A 16,861-nucleotide genomic window follows, 5' to 3' on the forward strand; every position below is an offset into this window, starting at 1 on the left:
GTAAAACGTATGCTATGAGCAAGAAAAAAATTGTTGTCCTCACTGGAGCAGGTATAAGTGCAGAAAGCGGTCTAAAAACCTTTAGAGATTCAAATGGTCTCTGGGAAGGTCACGACGTGATGGAAGTTGCTACACCTCAAGGCTGGGAGGCAAATATGAAGCTAGTTTTACAATTTTATAACGCTAGGCGCAAACAATTACTAGAGGTAAAACCTAATGAGGCTCACAAGGCGCTCGTAGATTTAGAAGAAAAATATCACGTCGCTATCATTACTCAAAATGTAGATGACCTGCACGAGCGGGCTGGAAGTACAAATATCATTCATTTACACGGCGAGTTGCTCAAGGTTCGTAGTACTTTAGATGATAAATTGATCTTGGATTGGAAAGATGATCTCAATGAGGGTGATATGTGCAAATTTAACCACCAGTTACGGCCGCATATCGTATGGTTTGGGGAAGCTGTGCCACTATTAGATAATGCGGCAGTATTAGTAAGTGAAGCAGACATAATCATTATTATAGGTACATCTATGCAGGTCTATCCTGCTGCCGGCCTCATAGATTATTCTCAACGGGACGCACAAGTTTATTTTATAGATCCGCATCCCTCTATAAAGGCCCAAAAGAATCTTGAAGTTATTGCAGCAAAAGCCACGACTGGTGTTTCACAACTTGTTGAGCGTTTATTAAAAGAGAGCTAATAATGACCTTAAACGAACTCTATAAGGAATTAAATTATGTGAACCATAGTCGTGAGAAACGGGCATATTATGCGACAATGGTACGTAACGACCCCGCATTATTCCCTCTTGTTCTTGAAATACTCTTTTTGGTAGATGATTCAGCCTCAAATAAAGCTGGTTGGATAGCAGAATTTACCTGTAAACAGGATATTGCAATGCTCTATCCTCATCTCGATATGTTCACACATAATATGCCTATGGTCTATCAGGATAGTGCCCTGAGACCCGTGGCTAAAATATGTGAATATCTTATACTGGAATACTATAAGATAAAAAAACCGCTTGCGCGAAAATCTCTAAAACCTCACCACAAAAAACGTATCGTTGAAGCTGGTTTTGACTGGCTTATCACCGACCAAAAGGTTGCTGTTAAAGCCTACACGCTTACTACACTATTCTGGCTAGGTACAGAAACAGATTGGGTGCATCAAGAGCTCAAAAAAATAATGGAACAAGACTATGCTAACCAAAGCGCCGCTTACAAAGCAAGATGCAAGCACACTTTTAAAGCAATTGAGATTTTTAATAGACAGAAAATGAAGATTATTTAAGGCGAAGAAATCTTGCGAGGCTTTCTTGACGTCTTTTTGCAATAGGAAGTGAGATGTGGTCTCCAAGCTCTACGTAATTACCAGCCGACTTATTTATATTCTGTACATAATTGAGATTTACGATATAAGAATTATGAATTCTAAAGAACACCTTGTCATCTAAAAGTTGCTCGTACTCGCCAAGATTTTTACTAGATACAACCTTTCTCTTATCTTTAAGATGAAACTCAGTATACTTGCCGTCAGACCGACAGTAGGTAATGGTATTGGTTTTAATAAATTCAATCTTATTTACTGTAGGAATCGCTATAAAATCTTGATTTAGTTTTTCAGTAGTCATTGCCTCGACTAGAGCCGATAGTCTTTTCTCTTCAATAAATTGGTTATTCTCAACGCGCTCTGCAGCGTGATTTACGGCTAAGATGAGTGCTTCTATTTCTACAGGTTTTAGCACAAAATCTACGGCGTTATATTTGAATGCTTTAATTGCAAATTCGTCAAATGCAGTCACAAAAATAATCTGCATATTAGTAGTGTCGATGGATTCTAAAACGTCAAAACCAGTTCCTTCGTCCAATACAATGTCCATAAACAATAAGTCTGGCTCAAGTTGTGGAATGATTGCTATGGCATCCTCCTTTGTATCTGCCTGTCCTATAACTTCTACCCGTGGGCAGTATTTTTTAAGAAAATGACTCAGCAACTCTATATTATTAGGCTCATCATCTACCAGTACAGCACTTAACTTTGACATTATAAATTCAATGTTTATTTATCTGAAGATACTAATAATTTGACTTTATCGTAATTAAAGTAAGGTTAATATTTTCGCGAAAGCATAACTAAAATATTAATTTAGGGGTAACTTTAATATGACCCTCGTTCCTATCGATATATCCCCTTCATACAAGTCTATGATTTGAAGATTAACGTTTTTATTAGTGTATCGGTTTATGATTTCTATACGCTCTTTTAGAATTTTTGTAGCCCACGATTTGTGGGTCTTTCTATTTTTTGCTTTAAGCGCTATCGCAGCCTTTCTACCGATTCCATTATCTGTAATGGATCCAATAAGATGTCCATTTTCCTCCTTGAATTTTATTTCAATTTTTGCCTCGCCATCTCTTTTGGGAGCCAGACCGTGGATTATAGCATTCTCGACAATAGGCTGAAATAACATGCAGGGAATTTGTATACTCGCGATGTCGAGGTCTTCTGGATCAATCGTGATTACAGTTTCTAAGGATCGTGCCTGACGTATCTTTTCTAAACTTAAATATGCTTCTAGATACTCTATCTCCTCGCTTAGACTTATAGTGTCTGTACGGCTCATATCGAGTGATGAGCGTAGCAACTTAGAGAAAGAACCTAAATATTTATTTGCTTCCTTTTCTCCTTTAAGAATCATTGTACTCTGCAGTCCATTAAGTGCATTAAACATAAAATGCGGATTCATCTGAGCTCTAAGAGCCTTTGCTTCCAACTGGTCTACCTGACGTTGCTGTCTATATTTCTCTTTCCAACGATATTTTCTGAACTCGTAAAAACCGATAAGCATAAGCGCTATTCCAGCGATATTAAGCAAGAGGAACCACGTGGTTTTATAGAAGACCTGCTCAACCTTTATGGGAATGGTTATTTCATTTACCGTAGGGCTCCCTGAAGAATCGTCCCCGCGCAGGCGTAAGATATACTCCCCTGGCGAAAGCGCATTCAACTGTAAAGAATTAGACGCTCCCAAATCTATCCAATTAGGATTAAGTCCCTCTAGTTTATATTCATAAGTTGCTTCTTCTGCGTTAAAGAGATCCGTAATGGCAAAACTTATATTGAGAAAAGTTTTGGAATAAGGAAGAACTAAATTATCTAAGCGTCTTTTAACATTATAGGTTTCCGTAACTACTTCTTCTTTCTCATCATCATAAAACTGAGCACTTACGATCTTAATCTGTGCATCAGATTTCTTAAAAGTTAAGTCGGCAGAGGTAAAATAGGCTACACCATTAAGTCCTCCGAAAAATAGCGCATCAGATTTACTTTTGAAGTATGAGGTTTGATTAAATTCATTTTCTGGTAGTCCGTCTTTTTCATAAAAATTATAAAACCAATCATCTATCTTATGATAACAAGTCAGGCCTCCAAAAGTGCTAAGCCAGACACCTATGTCATCTTCTAATATTCCGACTACTGTATTATTTGCTATTCCATCTGCTTTATCGTAATGCTCCCAAGAAGTTAGGTCACTATTTAAGATTACCAGCCCAGCATCGGTACCTAGATAATATGACCCATCGTGCCCCTTATGAATAACATATATGGTACGTGCAGGAAATGGCTTTATCTTATCATCAGGTGAAAAATGAACTACCAGACCACTCTCAAGGTTCTTATAAAGTAGTCCATCGCTAGATGTGGCCAGTAATAAATATCGATTCTTCTCATCTAAGTAAATGTCCTTAATAGTATATGCTGCAAGATCAAATCCTGGCAGGATATCATTCATTTCCTTAACTTCTTTACTAATCCTATCAAAAACGAAGAGTCCTTTGTTAGTTCCTATAAAAAATTGGTCCGAACCTGTTGCTACGAGTTTTTGTGAGGTAAGTAACCGACCCTCATTTTCTCCTTCTAAAATGTAGGGAGTAGAGACTCTCGTGTTCAAATTTATACGCAACAGCCGCCTTGTTTCACCTAAGTTCCAAAGAATACTATCGTTCTCAACGTATAAACTCCGATTGAGATTAAGTAACTTATTGGATTGATCCCTTAACGGCAGATCGACCATAGAAACTTGCTCATTACTATCCATCTCATACAATCCTCCATAAGTTGCAAATAAAATATTTCCATTTTCCTTTTGTGCCATTCCTCTAACACTAACTCGGGAAGCTTGTATCGGTAATTGATCGCTTGTTAATAACGTTTTAAAGGGGAGCTGCTTATATTTTAATTTAAAGGCTCCTCCTAGTGTCGATATATAAATGGGAGCATCACTAGTAGAAAAAATACGCTGTACAGACCTTTGAAAAGTTACTGGTTTAAGGATTGAATTCAATTTCTTTTTTTCCCTGTCGAGTACGTAAAAATTTACTTTAGCACTATTGCTAGCATCAATTTCAGAAACTACGACTCCTTGTTGCATATCTGGCAACCCTGATTCTGTTAAGACCTGAAAACGTTGTGACGGTAAGACTAATACTTGACTCTCAATGCTAGATAAAACGTCAAAGGGGTATTTTTTATCATTATGACTATAAAAACCTGAAGTTCTAAGAGGCATTACAGCACCATCAGGAATAACTTTTAAATATGCCCCATCTGCTAATTGATCCCTAAGAGATTCATACGATTTTATAAATGTTATTGCATCATTCTCAAACTTTAAAACTTTATCAAATTGAGTAAGAATTACTCCATTTAATCCAACTCTGTTTTGAAATTTAATGCGATAACTATCAAAATCATCTGTTGAGACTGGAGTTACATATAGGTCGTCATCTAGTTTAATAGGAAGTAAACTATCAGATTTAGAGTTATAGCGCACCACATACTGACTGTTTGTAGTAAACAGCATCGTACCGTCACTAGTTTCATAAATACTGGTAAACCCTAAAGCCTCTTTTGTATTCGGATTAGATAATTGCAACCACCTCCCACTTAATGTTTCTTCTGAAAACTGATAAAGCCCAAGGCTTGTAGCAACCCAAACTGACCCGTCACGAGACTGATAAATATCCCTAGAAGGATTGGGACCCAACTCTTCTGGAGGAGGAGAAAATGAATGCGTCATCTCCTCTACACCGTAATACTTTACGATACCATTTGCTGTAGTATACCAAGGAAAACCATCTATACCCATACAGAAAATGGTAGATACAGCTGCCGAACCTCCATTCCTATTGATCTGAATCTCGGCAACCTCTAATTTTCCATTTGATTGTACTTGCCCAAAAATGGCTGATGGAACCAAACTTGTTAGAGATAGCCAAACAAAAATTATACTTAGTGAGATTCGGTATATCATAGATGTTTTAAATATAAGATTTTGTGGGGTTTATTTTTATTCTTTCGCGAAAGCGTACACCGCTCAAACCTCAATTGGAATATTATTGTCGTAGCTTTCCCATAAATTCCAGATTATTATGAAAGTAACATTTGTTGAAAAAGGGTTTATTCTTGCGGGTTTGAGTAATATTCTTGGAGTTCTTTTGTTTTCAAGATTATTTACAAATGAGGTTATGATGCATAGCCAGCCTGAGGTTATGAGCTATTTTGGCCTCATATCTATTATATTATGGGGACTTGCGTATATCGCAGTTTATCAAAGTTATGAGTATGTACCCTTATTGCTGCTTGTTTTTGTTATAGAAAAGTTTATTTATGTTATCCTCTGGTTGCTTTGGATAATTACCCATTCTCTAGCTATCACATACGAAAAGGACCTATTTGCCGGCATTTTTTATACAATTTACGGGGTAAATGATTCAATTTTCGGAATTTTCTTTGCGTGGGTGTATGTTAAGATGAAGTCTGTGCAAACTAAATAATTAACCTTAGAACTATTTGAAATATGAAATACAATATTTTAAATGTTGAAATTAAAAAAGGTCATAATTATACTTGCGTATGATTATAACCTTGATAAGTTACATTTTTTATAAGTCATAATATAAATCTATATAGCCTCCATCCCAGCTTGAGCAACGGTATGGTCATTTTCGACAGAGCTTCCGCTTACTCCTATGGCTCCTATAATTGCCCCGTTAGCCCCGCTTATTGGTATTCCACCAGGGAAAGAAATAAGCCCTCCATTAGAGTGTTCTATGTTAAATAGCGGCTCGCCAGGTTGAGATAATTTTCCTATTTCGCCAGATGGCATATCAAAAAAACGGGCTGTCCTTGCCTTTTTTAAAGCAATGTCAGCGCTTCCAAGCCAAGCCCCGTCCATCCTTGCAAATGCAACTTGATTTGCTCCAGCATCGACAACACTTATATTCATTTTTGCGTCTATCTCTAGCGCCTTTGCCATTGCTTTTTCTATGACAGTCTGGGCTTGCTTTAGTGTGATATTCATAAAGTTAGTTTTAATGATTAGTTTATTTCTCTCTTACTATTTGCTTAAAGATACCTTATGAGAGCTCCGAAACCATTTAAACTTGCATAAGAATAGGTTAAATGTTGTAAAACAGCGCTTAATTAAAAGCTTTGGGGAGAAGTTTGCTTTCGCGAAAGCGTAAAAAAAATGCTATTCATCAGAAACAGGCATTTTTTTAACATACTCAGAATATATCCAACCCGTGGTGCCATCCTTGCGAGTTACCTTACACCACGATAACGTATCAGAAGCTGGCAACAGCAACATAACACGCTCTCCCTCTTTCGGAAAGAAGTCAATAATATCGGCATTAAGGTTAGGTTTTTCTCGCATATTAACATCGCTTCCCGTAATAATTGCATTACCATATAAAGAGTCTGTTGTGGTAGTTGCAAATTCGGACATAGGAGTCGGTTCTATTTTATCGATCATCGGGGGCTCTGTCTTACTAGGATCATTGTTATTCCAGGTAGCATATACAATTGCGATGGTACCGATTATTATTACGGTAAATCCTAATAGCATAAAAAGCGTTTTCTTTTTGCGCTTTTGGAGGGCTTCTTCTTGTTCCTGTTCAAAAATATCCAGACGTTCCCTTTGAGCTTCTTTCTTTTTGGCGATAAGCTTTTTTGACCAAGCTCTAGAAGTGTAAACTGTATCATTATCGCCAGCATAGTATCCTGTAAACTTTTGATTACCCGAATCATCGACTTCTAAAATTCGATTTAAATTGTCTTTGATAAACCTTTTGTCACCGCTCGCAAGGCTCTCTATAATAAGTTTAAGTTTTTTACCCATAAAATTTGACACATTGCATTTACTCTAAGATATTAAACTCGCAACAAATAACCTTCCCCAGCTCATATAATTAATGAATTTTGAAAACAGGTAAGACTTTAATCAATTACGTTAATATCAACACCTTATATCAAAACTTTTTAGCCCCCAATTACGTTTATCATGTATATAACTTAAATTATAAGGAGGTACGTATGAATAAGGAATAACCGAAAGAAGTCATTGCACAAAACATGTAATGCAAATTAATGATTTAATTATTCACTAATAATTGAATTAGCCAAAACAAAAGTGCTGGGAATCGTTCTCGGCGCTTTTTGTTTTGTAACAATTTATCATTTAAACCTACTTATAAGTATCAATCAAACTTTAAGAAAAATGCAAGCACACGAAATAGACTACGAGATACACGGAGAAGAAATGCAATATGTCGAGATAGAGCTCGACCCACAAGAAGGCGTCATTGCCGAAGCGGGAAGCTTTATGATGATGGAAGATGGTATAAAGATGAATACCATCTTTGGCGATGGGTCAAAAAATGACAATACTGTTATGGGGAAGATATTTGGGGCAGGGAAGCGATTACTCACAGGAGAAAGCTTGTTTATGACGGCTTTTTATAATGATGTTTCTTTTGGCAAGAAAAAAGTAAGCTTTGCTTCGCCGTATCCCGGTAAAATCATTCCTATTGATCTTGCCCTTAATGGCGGAAAGTTCATTTGTCAAAAGGATGCTTTTTTATGTGCTGCAAAAGGTGTTTCTGTGGGGATCGAATTTTCGCGAAAGCTAGGAAGAGGACTTTTTGGCGGTGAAGGATTTATAATGCAAAAACTTGAAGGGGACGGACTTGCTTTTGTACACGCAGGGGGAACAACTCTGATTAAAGAACTTGCACCGGGTGAACGGCTAAAAGTCGATACTGGTTGCATCATAGGATTTGATAATAGCGTGAATTATGATATTGAATTTGTAGGAGGAATCAAAAACACCATCTTTGGTGGTGAAGGGCTCTTCTTTGCTACGCTCACTGGTCCTGGAACAGTTTACATACAATCATTACCGTTTTCCAGATTGGCAAATAGAGTCATCGCAATGGCGCCTAAAGCGGGAGGGAAATCAAGAGGAGAAGGCTCCATCTTAGGCGGACTTGGAGATTTACTTGATGGTGACAATAGGTTTTAAATATAGTGCCAACGCTTTGTTTAAAATTAACACGTTAAAGTTTAAAATTTAACGTGTTTTGTTCAACAAAAATTACTACTTTTAAAGAGAACAAACGATCAAGCCTATTGAGAAATTACTACTTTTTTAATTTAACCTAAACCTAATTCGAACTATGGCGAGAGCAATGTTTGAGTACACCAAAACTATCTTGAATAAAGTAAGTTTTGATAGTGTGTTGTTTTGTAAAGAATTACAAAAAGCAGTAAAGAGACTACTCCCCTATGAAATAGAGGAACTTAAAATCTGGGTAGATAATTTACTTGTCGATAAACCAGATTTAAATCATTGTCTCGTTTATCTAAACCCTTAAAAGCAAAATGTCCCGTTAACCACGGGACATTTTTCGTTAATATTTAAAGGAATTTAATGCTTTGCCCCTTTCTCTATCCCTTGTGACGATGTCTCAATAAACTCTCGTATGTCATCATTAGCCTTGATCAAGTCCTCATTACGTAAATACATCATATGACCACTGCGATATCCCTTAAAGCTCAAGCGATCTGCCAGTTTACCAGAAGCATTGAGTTGCCACATAATATACTTTGCATTAAAATATGTAGTTGCCCCATCATAGTAACCACTCTGAACCATTACGTTAAGATTAGGATTTACACCCATAGCTCTACGTAAACTAGCTCCAGAATTATTATTCGTTCTATCCCAAGGTCGCACGGGTCCAAACATATTGTAACTTAAGTCAGTTTTAAAACCGAGTTCCTGACTGTAATAATAATTAATCGCTGGAGTAAAGGAATGTAACCAGGATGTGAGCTCGCTATTGTAATCTGGTCTATCGCCAGCCTCTTTTACATCAAGTCCTTTATATCGAGAATCTAGTCTTCCTATGGTTAGTCCATCACGATCGCGCAACAAGTCTTTCCAGAAATAATTAAAAGGTACCTCAAGGTTATGCTGTCGTATCGTTTCTTCCGAAAGTCCTGAAAAATATGCCATTTTCTTAATCGCATTCTCTTTTTTATCCTTTTCAAGATAACCTGATTTTACGAGTAACGGCAAGAGCTCATTTACTGCATAGTCTTCACTTTGAGCTAGAACTTCTGGAAGATCTTTTTGCTGAAGTGCCGCAGGAAGCATCTTATGGTACCAAGCGGCAGCGGTAAAATAGGGTAATCTATTTGCCACCTCTACGGGTCCGTCAAATTCAAATCCTATCTCAGTAGGAGAAACAAGTATGACCCCGTTTATAAACATCCATTTACTGTCTTGAAGTGCGGCGGCAAGCCCAGATACGCGAGTGGTACCGTAACTTTCTCCTATGAGGAACTTTGGTGAGCGCCAGCGGTTGTTGCGTGTCACAAATGTGTTTACCCAGTCTGCTAGGTATTTTATATCTGCATTTACGCCAAAAAACATTTTTTTATCAGGCATTTTGCCATCTTCCCCTGGTAGCATTCGGCTGTAGCCAGTGTTTACGGGATTTACAAAAACGATATCTGCAACATCAAGAATAGAATTTGGATTGCTTTTTATTCCATAAGGCTGTACGGGAAAACCCTCATCATCTATTTTCAGAATGCGCGGTCCCGTATAGGCAATGTGCATCCATACAGATGCAGAGCCAGGCCCTCCATTAAAAGAGATTACCAGCGGGCGCGTTTCATCATTTGAAATATCGCTCCGTTTGTAATAAGTATATAAAAGACTTGCTACGGGCATTCCTGCGTCATCCCAAACAGGTTGAAATCCCACGGTCGCAGTGTATGGAATCGTCTTTCCTTTTATCATCGTGCTGTGTTTAGACACGATTGTGGTATCTACGGGAACGTGTATTTTTTGTGAGAACGCTTTCGCGAAAGCAAAAACAAAAACAAACCCAACAAGAATAGTTTTAAGTTTCATAATATCAATTTAAATTAAGTATGGATTTTAGTAAAAGCCCAGAACCTATAGCAATAGCAAAGCTCAGCATCGTTCCGATAAGCACATATTCTGTTTTAAGGTAATCGCCATCTTTAAAGCGTAATATGGATTTTGCCGTAATTAGAAATCCCACTGCGCTAAATTGTCCTATGAGAATAAATACAATTACCATCCACCGTTCTGTAATTCCTATGAGTCTTCCCGCATTGGGCAAATCCTCAGATTTTCCAGTAAATGATACTGAAAACAGATTGAAAATCTCGCGTATCAGAATATTAGCGGGTTTTGTGCAAAAGAGAAAAATTGCAAATATTACAAAGTATGATATGTACGAAATATCAAAAATTATGGGCTCCCAAGTAAAAAGCTTTAAAAATAGCCAACTCATCACCACATAGGTTACTATATGAAGAAACTGGTCTATAAAAAAGGCTCCTTTTTTTAGTGCTTTACTTTTTAGTAATAAAGGTTTACAACCATCAATAACCCAATGTAGCAAGGCTGTTCCAAGCGCAAAGGGTAAGAAGCGATAATCAAAAGCAAACACAGCTGCACACCCAAATACAATGAGAATATGCCATTTAAGCATCGGACTTCTAAACCCATGCTTTGCCTTAGACTTCGCAATTTTCTTGCTTTGGAATGTATAATCTGCAAAGAGATGCGCGATAGTTTGCAAAACTACAAGGGTGTACATAGCGTTCATTTATATGCAGATAAAGTATTATAAAAGTACGAAACAGATTTCTCTATAGCATTCCACCCCGAAGCAGTGGAGTGTTGATTTACAGATGACTGACTGATTTCTAATTGTTTGGCAATTTCCTTTTCACTATTTCCCATAAGTTTGAGGAAAATTACTTCACTCTGTTTACTTGTAGCTCTTGCGAGAATATGGTCCAGTAATCCTAATATCGTTTCCATTGCTTCATTAAGGACTTCTTCTTTTGAACTAAAGAAAAGGGTGTTTTTAATTACAATACGTTCCTTATTATGTGTGCTTTCATCACTTATTGCTCTACCACTGCGGTAAATAGCATCTCCATCTATAACATTACTCTCCCTGTCGAACCTATCTAAAGTACCTAATCCCATTGCAAGACGTATGCTGTATGTCTGAAAAACCTTAGAACGTGTATTAGTAGCTTTCTCTTCTATTTCTAGAGATTTAATAAATGTTTTGATGATAAGAGCTACAACTAGTCCATTTTCAGGGTCTGGAACAACTGTTTCGAGATAATCACCTTTTACTAAACGGCTAAAGGTGTTATAACGTTTCTCCATATCCTTGAATAAACTTTGGATAGATTGCTCCAGCTCCTGCTTTTCTGCTGTAGATAAGCTGGTATATGAGATAAAATCTCCTGATATAACAATGTAATTTTTCATTATAAGTAAATATGCTTATAAAGCCCAAATATAAGTAAATATGCTTATAAACAACATTTATAAGTGAATACGCTTATAAATATCATTTATAAGTGAATACGCTTATAAATTATTGATGTCCCACGTGACAGCCACATCCTGGGATTGTAAAGCTATTTGTTTCCTGATGCCAAGGGAAAGATTCGCTCTGCATTGTATTCTCCCACCAGAACATACCACGCTCCTTAGGTTCATTGCCTATTTCATTCATCGTGGCAGTTTCATACAGACGGCCATTAACCATAGTATGTGTAACATTTTCCGTGTTTCTAATATCCTCTAGCGGATTTCCATCTATGATTATTAAATCTGCAAGTTTTCCAACCTTTAAAGAACCGATATCATTTCCAGCCCCGATGTATTGTGCAGCATTTAATGTTGCTGCACGTAGTGCTTCCATATTTGTCATACCGCCTTGGTGCAACAGCCACGTTTCCCAGTGCGCTCCAAGACCCTGTAACTGACCGTGAGCGCCCATATTTACCTTAACGCCCCTATCTGTGAGTTCTTTTGCCACTTTAGAAACCGCTACGTGACCGTTTTCATATTCCTCGTCTGGTACCATTGTGCGGTGTCTCGATCGGGAATCGACGATGGCTCTTGGGGTGTACTTTAAAAGTTTTTCATTCTCCCATACGTTGTCTTTTTGGTAGAAATAATATTCACCATTCAATCCTCCGTAGTTTACAATAAGCGTAGGCGTATATCCCGTACCACTTGCACCCCATAATTCATATACATCCTTATATACCGGAGCGACAGGAATATTATGCTCAACACCTGTATGACCGTCCATAATCATTGTCATATTATGGTAAAAAGTAGAACCTCCTTCTGGTACTACATTTATTCCCAGTTCTCGAGCGGCCTGCATTACCTGCTGGCGTTGCTCACGACGTGGCTGATTGTAACTCTTAACAGACTTCGCGCCAAAAGCCATCGTCCTACGTATCGCAGACTTAGCATCATCTAGATTATTAATCACCGCTTTAAAATCCCCATCGGCGCCGTAGAGGATGAAGCCTGTGCTGTAAAGACGAGGTCCTACCATTTCGCCACTCTTAAGTAATTCACTCAATGAGAAAACCGTTTCTGTGTTTGCACTTGGGTCGTGTGCGGTCGTTACTCCAAAGGCAAGATTTGCATAAAATGGCCAATGCTTTTGAGGGTTCAGTCCATCTCTAAAAGCTCCCACGTGGGCGTGTGCATCTACAAGGCCAGGCATAATTGTTTTTCCACCTACATCGATGACTTTTGCGCCTTTAGGCACGGGAACTTCGTTTCCTATTCCTACGATTTTGTTACCTGTCACGGCAATCGCTCCGTTCTCAATGACGGTATCACCTTCCATTGTGATAATGTGGGCATTTGTAAAAACGATAGAGCCCGATGGTTTATCTGTTTGTATTTCAAGGCCAATCTTAGTTCCTGAAGTGGTCATATCCTCAACCTTCTCTGGCGAACCAGGCAGGTAGGTAAATCTGTCTTTTACTTCATTTACAAAGTACTCCTCACCCAGCGTCCACATCACTTTGTCACTCTCTGGCGACCAGTGAATGTTAATACCCGCATCCTTTGCAAACTGTGATACCGGAACATATTTAGAATTATTGTCCAAGTCTATCTCCTGTCCGTTCATCACTAAAGGTGCAAGAAATGCCTTGTGCAGATTTGTGTAAGCAATCCATTTGTTATCTGGACTGGGAACGAGTCTGTTCGCATATTTTGATTTTACGTGTACACGCTTGTCTTCTCCATTTAGGTCTACAGAAACAAGGCTCTTTGTGAGATTTCCAAAATACTCTCCTCCCTCTTGCAAAAAGATTCGTTTTCCATCTGCGCTATAGGTTGGGAAAGCTCCGTCTTGCGTGATGAGTTTTGGCGTTCCGCCCGAGACGGCGATGGTGTAGATTCCTGGTGTTTTGGCATAAGCGAGCCCTTGATCTGTATTTCTAGATTCTTTACGGTAGATGATTTCTTTTGTGGTGTTTGGTTGCGCTTTCGCGAAAGCGGGAGTACGATAAATCCCCTTTTCACTAGTTACCTTCTGAGATACCCCTCCATTTATCGAAATCGTGTGAATCGCCCCGTACTTCTCATCATTCCAAGTCACATACACCAGCCGTTGCCCATCTTCCGAGAAGGAAGGCTCAAACTCGTAATCGTTTTCTTGAGTGGTTAATCGCTGTGGTTTTCCGTCTGGTAAAGCCTTTTTCCAAAGCTTCCCGATAGCGCTAAAAACAAGCGTTTTGCCGTCTGGCGAAGTAACTGCACTTCGTATCATCTTTGCATCAAACGTTTCGGGAGCTACAGGTGAGTCAAAATGTACTGTTTCGGCAATTTGTAACTCCACATCTGCGGTAAACGGGATCACGCTAGATTCGTAGGTTTCAATATTTACTTTATTTATTTTTCCGTTTGCCCAGAATACGATTTCCTTACCGTTAGGCATCCAGTCAAAGTTAGGATACACCCCAAAAATCGCCCACGCTTCCTGCTGGTCTTTATTGAGCTTATCGTATACCGGCCATTCTTCGCCAGTTTCTAAGTTGTGTATGTACAGCACACTTTTAGTACGCACGCGCTTTACAAAGGCAAGCTTCTTACCATCTGGCGAAACGGTAGGACGCGCGGCTCCACCTGGTCCATTAATAAGAGTTTGGATTTTTCCATCCTCAAAACGGTAGCGTTGCACCACATATATCTGACTATTAGGGTCTTTGTTGTATTGGAAATTTCCGCCAGGATAAACGTCCTCGCTGTAGTAGAGATATTTTCCATCTGGAGAAACGGATGGTTCGTTTACGTCTTGCTGATCATTCTTACGCTCCGTGAGTTGCAGTCCGGAACCTCCTGTGATATGATATTGCCACATCTCCCCTGCTCCCAGAGATCGTCCAGAAGTAAAATGTTTTCTAGCGATGAGGAATTGCCCATCTGGTGTCCAGGTGGCATTGTTTAGGAGTCTAAAATCTTCTTTTGTAATTTGTTTTGCATCGCTTCCATCTGCATTCATTGTCCAGATGTTGTCTCCTCCGCCAGCGTCGCTGGTAAAAGAAATTTTTGTACCGTCAGGAGAGAACTTAGGCTGAATTTCAAAAGGAATTCCTGTGCGCAGTGCTTTTGCCTTTCCTCCAGTCACGGGAATGGTATAGATGTCTCCCATCAGGTCAAAAACGATGGTCTTGCCGTCTGGGCTTACGTCTAGGTTCATCCACGTCCCTTCATCGGTCTCAAAGGAGTGTTTTTTATAGTTGAATTCATCGCCCGGTGAGGAAACGTCCCATTTCTCTTCGGTTTTATCTTTGTCTTTTGATTTTTTCTTTTTGCGCTGGGCGGTTGCGGTTAAGGTCACAAAAAGTGCAAGTAAAATAGTCAGGAAACGTGTAGTCATTGTGGTTGAATTTTTGAAACCACAATTTACACAATTAAGCAATAAATACTTTTAGCGGTTTGTAAGATTATGGAAGAAGTGTTTCCATCACCTCAAGATATTCTGGAAACTGAATCAGATTATTATGTCCACCTTCGGGAACCGTGGTTAAATCTTTGTCAGACTTGCTTATATGATCAAAAAGTCTCTTCCCGTGATCATAGTCCACTACGCCATCATCAGTTCCGTGTATGATGGAAATAGGCATCTGCACATCATTTATGAATGAATACGTCGGAAACTTGTATTTCAGCAAATGTTTGAGTGGCAGGAATGGAAATCTAGATTTTGCCTCATCCTGGATGCTATAAAATGGAGTTTCAAGAATAAGCTGTTCGGCGGGATTTTTACTGGCTACATAAGTTGCAAACGTCGTCCCTAGACTACGTCCGTAGATGTGCAATGGGGTTGTGGAGTATTGCGCTTTCGCGAAAGCGTACCACTTCAAACTATCTTCATACAACGCCTCTTCCGAAAGTGTGCCACCACTTTTCCCGTACTGCCTATAATCCATCACAATAACCGAATACCCTTTCTCTACGAAATATGTGGTTATCTCGCCCCAACGTTGCACGTCACCAGCATTACCGTGATAGTAGAGCATTGCGCCTTTTGCGTTTTCAACAGGAAAATGGATGCCGTGCAATCGTTGCCCGTCCTCAATGTCGAGATATACTTCCTCAAAGGTATTCTCAAACTCAAATTCGTAATCCTGTACGAGCCGGCTAGGGTGGAAAATCAGGTTTTCTTGAAAAAAATAAAGTCCCCCGCAGCCGATTGCATAAAGATTTGCCACGATAAAAAGGAGAATAAGGGGTTTTTTAATCTTTCGCATTCTTGCGTTTTGAGTTGTGTTTTACCTTGTAACTGGTGCTCTCTAAAATAATAGGTTCTGACCTTTCATTTAAGATATTTGAGAGCATCTTGTGATAGCTTTCAAAGTTATTTAAATTCTTATGACCACCGCCTAAAACCGTATGCAAGGTGGTAATTTTTGGTTGGATTTTAGACAAGCGCACGCTCGTTTTATAGGGAATCAATTTGTCGTCTGTGCCGTGAATGATATGAATAGGACAACGCACATATTTTAACCATTTATAAGTAGGAAGCGGATATTTCATAAGCCAGCTCAGTGGCATAAAGGGTGCATACTGGCCAGCAACTTTAGTAAGACTGTAATATGGCGCGTCCAGAATGAGCATTCTGGGATGATTTATGGAGGCGAGTTTTGTAGCAAGACCAGAACCCAGACTTCTACCATAGACGATGATGTGCTTTTCGTCCACGTGCTCCTTGAGTTTGTTGTATACTAACTGGACATCTCTTTTTAATGCCTTTTGCGTTCGGCGACCGCTACTTTTTCCGAAACCGCGGTAGTCCATCATCACTACATCGTAGCCGTTACGGGTGAAGTCTACCGCAAACTTTCCCCAGCCTTTTATGCTTTTTGAGTTTCCTTTGAGGTACAGAACTACGCCTTTAGGGTTTTCTATTTGGAAATGGAGTCCGTTCAGGATGGCGCCGTCGCGGGTTTCTATGTTGTACTCCTTTGTCGTTTGGTTTTCGTAGTAAAATTCAAAATCTGACGGTAGTTTTTCGGCTCTAAAAAGGAAATAATCTTGTAGGTAAAAGACGAGTATGCTTATCAAAGCATAAATTCCTATGACTACGAGCAATATGTATAACCATCCTGGCATCCCTTAAA

General features: G+C 39.0%; 15 protein-coding genes. 5 read left to right on the forward strand and 10 right to left on the reverse strand.

From position 1 onward, the window contains the following. The first annotated feature begins 14 nt into the window (after positions 1 to 14). Positions 15 to 704: an SIR2 family NAD-dependent protein deacylase gene (locus EAX61_RS05510; protein WP_121916675.1), complete on the forward strand. Its 690-nt coding sequence runs from the start codon at positions 15 to 17 to the stop codon at positions 702 to 704. Between the two features lie 2 nt (positions 705 to 706). Further along, positions 707 to 1,297: an adenylosuccinate lyase gene (locus EAX61_RS05515; protein ID WP_121916676.1), complete on the forward strand. Its 591-nt coding sequence runs from the start codon at positions 707 to 709 to the stop codon at positions 1,295 to 1,297. Here EAX61_RS05515 and EAX61_RS05520 read toward each other — a convergent pair. After that, positions 1,290 to 2,051 (reverse strand): LytR/AlgR family response regulator transcription factor, encoded by a 762-nt coding sequence (locus EAX61_RS05520; protein WP_121916677.1) that lies wholly within the window; start codon positions 2,049 to 2,051, stop codon positions 1,290 to 1,292. The genes EAX61_RS05515 and EAX61_RS05520 overlap by 8 nt on opposite strands. A 96-nt stretch (positions 2,052 to 2,147) precedes the next feature. After that, on the reverse strand, positions 2,148 to 5,321 hold the full coding sequence (locus EAX61_RS05525) for a histidine kinase (RefSeq protein ID WP_121916678.1): 3,174 nt from the start codon (positions 5,319 to 5,321) through the stop codon (positions 2,148 to 2,150). Between the two features lie 118 nt (positions 5,322 to 5,439). On the opposite strand from EAX61_RS05525, the gene EAX61_RS05530 reads away from it, so the two are divergent. Then, positions 5,440 to 5,844 (forward strand): hypothetical protein, encoded by a 405-nt coding sequence (locus EAX61_RS05530; protein ID WP_121916679.1) that lies wholly within the window; start codon positions 5,440 to 5,442, stop codon positions 5,842 to 5,844. A 128-nt stretch (positions 5,845 to 5,972) separates the two neighbouring features. Here the strand turns inward: EAX61_RS05530 and EAX61_RS05535 are convergent, their stop codons facing one another. Further along, positions 5,973 to 6,371: a GlcG/HbpS family heme-binding protein gene (locus tag EAX61_RS05535; protein WP_121916680.1), complete on the reverse strand. Its 399-nt coding sequence runs from the start codon at positions 6,369 to 6,371 to the stop codon at positions 5,973 to 5,975. Positions 6,372 to 6,542: 171 nt separating this feature from the next. Then, a complete protein-coding gene (locus EAX61_RS05540; protein ID WP_121916681.1) occupies positions 6,543 to 7,190 on the reverse strand; it encodes an SH3 domain-containing protein in 648 nt (215 codons plus the stop codon). 378 nt (positions 7,191 to 7,568) lie between these two features. Here EAX61_RS05540 and EAX61_RS05545 point away from each other — a divergent pair, with 378 nt between their 5' ends. Both EAX61_RS05545 and EAX61_RS05550 read left to right on the forward strand, forming a co-directional pair. Continuing rightward, positions 7,569 to 8,372 carry a TIGR00266 family protein gene (locus EAX61_RS05545; protein ID WP_121916682.1) on the forward strand — a complete coding sequence of 268 codons (804 nt, stop codon included), beginning with the start codon at positions 7,569 to 7,571 and terminating at the stop codon, positions 8,370 to 8,372. A gap of 154 nt (positions 8,373 to 8,526) precedes the next feature. After that, positions 8,527 to 8,724 (forward strand): hypothetical protein, encoded by a 198-nt coding sequence (locus EAX61_RS05550; RefSeq protein ID WP_121916683.1) that lies wholly within the window; start codon positions 8,527 to 8,529, stop codon positions 8,722 to 8,724. A 53-nt stretch (positions 8,725 to 8,777) separates the two neighbouring features. Here EAX61_RS05550 and EAX61_RS05555 read toward each other — a convergent pair whose 3' ends face one another. The 6 genes from EAX61_RS05555 to EAX61_RS05580 form a co-directional block, all read right to left on the reverse strand. After that, entirely contained in the window at positions 8,778 to 10,274 is a 1,497-nt protein-coding gene (locus EAX61_RS05555) for a S10 family peptidase (RefSeq protein ID WP_121916684.1), read from the reverse strand. A 4-nt stretch (positions 10,275 to 10,278) separates the two neighbouring features. Beyond that, complete coding sequence (locus EAX61_RS05560) at positions 10,279 to 10,992, reverse strand: DUF3307 domain-containing protein (RefSeq protein WP_201739421.1); 714 nt, start codon at positions 10,990 to 10,992, stop codon at positions 10,279 to 10,281. Between the two features lie 5 nt (positions 10,993 to 10,997). Beyond that, positions 10,998 to 11,684: a fumarate hydratase gene (locus EAX61_RS05565; RefSeq protein ID WP_121916686.1), complete on the reverse strand. Its 687-nt coding sequence runs from the start codon at positions 11,682 to 11,684 to the stop codon at positions 10,998 to 11,000. A 109-nt stretch (positions 11,685 to 11,793) separates the two neighbouring features. Continuing rightward, positions 11,794 to 15,117, reverse strand: coding sequence for an amidohydrolase family protein (locus EAX61_RS05570; RefSeq protein WP_121916687.1), 3,324 nt, complete (start codon positions 15,115 to 15,117; stop codon positions 11,794 to 11,796). Between the two features lie 67 nt (positions 15,118 to 15,184). Continuing rightward, complete coding sequence (locus EAX61_RS05575) at positions 15,185 to 15,991, reverse strand: alpha/beta hydrolase (protein WP_121916688.1); 807 nt, start codon at positions 15,989 to 15,991, stop codon at positions 15,185 to 15,187. Beyond that, complete coding sequence (locus EAX61_RS05580; RefSeq protein WP_121916689.1) at positions 15,978 to 16,853, reverse strand: alpha/beta hydrolase; 876 nt, start codon at positions 16,851 to 16,853, stop codon at positions 15,978 to 15,980. The genes EAX61_RS05575 and EAX61_RS05580 overlap by 14 nt, the downstream gene beginning before the upstream one ends. Positions 16,854 to 16,861 lie beyond the last annotated feature (8 nt).

The sequence above is a fragment of the Dokdonia sinensis genome (genome assembly GCF_003688895.1).
GTDB lineage: Bacteria > Bacteroidota > Bacteroidia > Flavobacteriales > Flavobacteriaceae > Dokdonia > Dokdonia sinensis.

Bases quoted from the DNA above. Each gene is read 5' to 3' on its own strand.
- EAX61_RS05510 (WP_121916675.1), top strand. From the start codon at position 15: ATGAGCAAGAAAAAAATTGTTGTCCTCACTGGAGCAGGTATAAGTGCA.
- EAX61_RS05515 (WP_121916676.1), top strand. From the start codon at position 707: ATGACCTTAAACGAACTCTATAAGGAATTAAATTATGTGAACCATAGT.
- EAX61_RS05520 (WP_121916677.1), bottom strand. From the start codon at position 2,051: ATGTCAAAGTTAAGTGCTGTACTGGTAGATGATGAGCCTAATAATATA.
- EAX61_RS05525 (WP_121916678.1), bottom strand. From the start codon at position 5,321: ATGATATACCGAATCTCACTAAGTATAATTTTTGTTTGGCTATCTCTA.
- EAX61_RS05530 (WP_121916679.1), top strand. From the start codon at position 5,440: ATGAAAGTAACATTTGTTGAAAAAGGGTTTATTCTTGCGGGTTTGAGT.
- EAX61_RS05535 (WP_121916680.1), bottom strand. From the start codon at position 6,371: ATGAATATCACACTAAAGCAAGCCCAGACTGTCATAGAAAAAGCAATG.
- EAX61_RS05540 (WP_121916681.1), bottom strand. From the start codon at position 7,190: ATGGGTAAAAAACTTAAACTTATTATAGAGAGCCTTGCGAGCGGTGAC.
- EAX61_RS05545 (WP_121916682.1), top strand. From the start codon at position 7,569: ATGCAAGCACACGAAATAGACTACGAGATACACGGAGAAGAAATGCAA.
- EAX61_RS05550 (WP_121916683.1), top strand. From the start codon at position 8,527: ATGGCGAGAGCAATGTTTGAGTACACCAAAACTATCTTGAATAAAGTA.
- EAX61_RS05555 (WP_121916684.1), bottom strand. From the start codon at position 10,274: ATGAAACTTAAAACTATTCTTGTTGGGTTTGTTTTTGTTTTTGCTTTC.
- EAX61_RS05560 (WP_201739421.1), bottom strand. From the start codon at position 10,992: ATGTACACCCTTGTAGTTTTGCAAACTATCGCGCATCTCTTTGCAGAT.
- EAX61_RS05565 (WP_121916686.1), bottom strand. From the start codon at position 11,684: ATGAAAAATTACATTGTTATATCAGGAGATTTTATCTCATATACCAGC.
- EAX61_RS05570 (WP_121916687.1), bottom strand. From the start codon at position 15,117: ATGACTACACGTTTCCTGACTATTTTACTTGCACTTTTTGTGACCTTA.
- EAX61_RS05575 (WP_121916688.1), bottom strand. From the start codon at position 15,991: ATGCGAAAGATTAAAAAACCCCTTATTCTCCTTTTTATCGTGGCAAAT.
- EAX61_RS05580 (WP_121916689.1), bottom strand. From the start codon at position 16,853: ATGCCAGGATGGTTATACATATTGCTCGTAGTCATAGGAATTTATGCT.